Here is a 2,881-nt window from a genome sequence, read left to right on the forward strand (position 1 = left end):
TGGTCGAGAGCGGTGCACAGGCCGGTGCCCGGTGGAGCGCCTAAGCTCAGACAATTCCAAAGTTTTTGAATGAAAGAAGAACGCATCGAGCGGAGCTCGATGCGTTCTTCTTTGTGGGTAGCGAAAGTCGGTGGGAGCGTGGGCTTCAAGCCCACGGCTCTACCTAAGCGGTGACGGCAATCTCTTCTTCGAGCTGCTGCTTCTCAAACAGGCTGGTGTAATACCCGCCTTTCATCAGTAACTCTTCGTGAGTGCCGAGCTCGGCGATACGTCCATCGATGAGAACCGCAATCTGGTCGGCGTTTGCGGCCGTTGAGACACGATGCGAGATGAAGATGGTAGTGCGATCCTGCATCTCCTGCTTCAGGCCGCTCAGGATGCGCTCTTCGGTGTAAGTGTCGACGGATGCAAGCGCATCATCCAGAATCAAGATGCGTGGTTCCCGAATCAAAGCGCGTGCAATAGCCGTGCGCTGTTTCTGGCCGCCCGAAAGGGTGATGCCACGCTCACCCACGACGGTGTCGAATCCGTTGGGAAACTCCTGGATCTCTTTTGCGATGTGGGCCGTGGTGGCGGCATGCACGATCTGTTCGTCTGTGGCGTCCTGGACACCGAAGGCGATGTTTTCCCGAATGCTCTCTGAGAAGAGGAAGGTCTCCTGGGGGACGAAGCCGATATTGGAGCGCAAGACATCCAGCGGATAGTGACGGATGGGAACGCCGTCGATCAGCACCTGGTCTCCCTTCGCATCCAGAAGACGGGGAATCAGATGCACCAGAGTGGACTTGCCCGAGCCGGTAGGACCGACGATCGCGAGTGAAGAGCCTGCGGGGATCGTCAGGGTGATATCGTGCAGCACCGCGGCATTGGAGCCGTAGGCAAAGCTGAGATTTCGGAACTCAATATCGCCACGCAGTTTCAGATCGGCTGCGATCGCTGAATCCACAGCAGAGTCGTCGATGAGTGGAACCCACTTCAGCAGCTCGTCGATGCGCACAACCGAGGCGGTTCCGCGCTGGAAGAGGTTGACGACCCAGCCCAGAGCGATCATCGGCCAGGTAAGTTGCACGATGATAATGGCAAAGGCGGTGAAGTTTCCGGCAGAGACGTGTCCTTTTACTACTTCATGGCCGCCAACGAGCAGCGTGATGACCATGGCGAAGCCGAGAACAAACTCAAGCGTGGGCCACAGCATGGCCATCAGCCGGACCAGGAGCAGGCTGCGGCGGATGTACTCCTGATTGGCTGTCTCCCATGAGGCGATCTCCGCTTCTTCCTGCGCAAAGGCGCGAATAAAGCGGGCGCCGGAGAAGTTCTCCTGGGCCTTGGCGGAGATCTCAGAGAACATGGCCTGAATGCGTTCGAACCGCGTATGGATCCGGCTGCCGAAGTACTGCACCACAACTGACGCGATGGGCAGGGGAACAAAGGCGCACAGCGTGACCCACGGGCTGATCTTCAACATGAAGGGAAGCGCGGCCGCTGTGAAGACCACAGTATTGGCGCTGTACATGATGGCTGGACCCAGAAGCTGACGCACCGCGTTGAGATCATTGGTCGTGCGCGCCATGATGTCGCCGGTTCGGTGCTGGTGATAGAAGCTGGGCGGCTGTCGCAGCAGGTTTTCAAAGAGATCGTTGCGCAGGTCGAACTCGATCTCGCGGCTGGCGCCGATCACAATCTGCCGCATCAGGTAGAGAAATACAGCGCTCAGCGCCGCGACGCCAAAGAGCAACAGGCCATGATGGAAGATCTTGTCCCGGGTCACTCCCAGGCGCATGTCATCCACGGCCGAGCCGATGATCTTCGGCAGCGTAATTTTGCTGGCGTTATAAAGAACGGTCACCACCGCACCCGTCGCCAGTTGACGGCGGTAGCGCTTCAGGTAGGGAAACAGTGGTGACAGACGTTCAAACATCAGCTTTGCGCGGTCTCCTGCTTACTTGGGCTGCTGCGGAGTAGATGCGGGAGGCGGGGTAGAAGGTGCAGGTTGTGCGGGCTGTGCAGGCGGTTCCGGAGGCGTAGCCGCCTGGGCGATCAGCTCGATGTCGAAGACAAGGGGGCTTTTGGGCGGAATCGGGCCACGGCCGGCAGCTCCGTAGGCAAGCTGCCAGGGGACGAGGATGCGGCGTTTGCCGCCGACGTGCATTCCCTCGAAGCCGGTGTCCCAGCCCATAATGACCCGCCGGGCGCCGTAGGGAAAGACAAAGGGCTGCCCGCGGTCTACCGACGAGTCAAACTTGGTGCCGTCCGGCAGCCAGCCGGTGTAGTGCACGGTGTAGAACCGCTCATCTTCCGCCAGCGGACCGTCACCGATTTTGGTGTCGATGTAGGTCAGTGCGTAAAGGGTCTGAGGTGTTCCCGTGACTTCCGGAGCTCCTTTGGGGTTAAAGGCCGCATTGGCGGCAGGGGCAGCGGCGGGAGCCGCCTTCGTGGCCGTACCTGCAGGTTTACGAGCGGCTGTCGTGGCCGGGCGGCGGGTTACAGGAGAGGCCGCCGGCTTTGGAGTAGCAGCTCCGCTCTGTGCCAGAACGGCGGAAGTGGTGAGGGCAAGGCCGAAAACAGCAATTTTCACGGTGGGGATAAGCTCCTTGGGGCGCGTCCAGTTAACTGTATCGGATATGGCGGAGCCCAGATATGGGATGGGGTGAACTCGGCGGGAAAGAAATGAAAGCGGATTTCTCCGCTACCCTTCCACCCAGCCAGCAAAGCTGGGCCGGGTTACCAACTCTAGGGTGTGTCATCAAACTCGTGCCGTCAGCGCGGGGAGCAGATTTTTACGAGATCGAGGAGCGAGGAGAGAACTGTGGCCGGTCCACTGGAACGACGAGTGACGAAGAGATCGGGAAATCGGGGTCCCCAGTCAGCTTTGCTGGCTGGG

Annotated in this window: 2 protein-coding genes; both read right to left on the minus strand. The window is 59.6% G+C overall.

Annotation, left to right across the window (positions count from 1 at the left end; genetic code table 11):
• Positions 1-163: 163 nt before the first annotated feature.
• The gene (locus AB4043_RS21010; protein WP_442299891.1) at positions 164-1,918 is read right to left on the minus strand and encodes an ABC transporter ATP-binding protein; all 1,755 of its coding nucleotides are present in this window, start codon (positions 1,916-1,918) and stop codon (positions 164-166) included.
• Between the two features lie 21 nt (positions 1,919-1,939).
• Entirely contained in the window at positions 1,940-2,575 is a 636-nt protein-coding gene (locus tag AB4043_RS21015) for an FKBP-type peptidyl-prolyl cis-trans isomerase (protein ID WP_442299890.1), read from the minus strand.
• Between the last annotated feature and the right edge of the window lie 306 nt (positions 2,576-2,881).

The organism is Terriglobus sp. YAF25, assembly GCF_052113305.1.
Classification (GTDB): Bacteria; Acidobacteriota; Terriglobia; order Terriglobales; family Acidobacteriaceae; genus Terriglobus.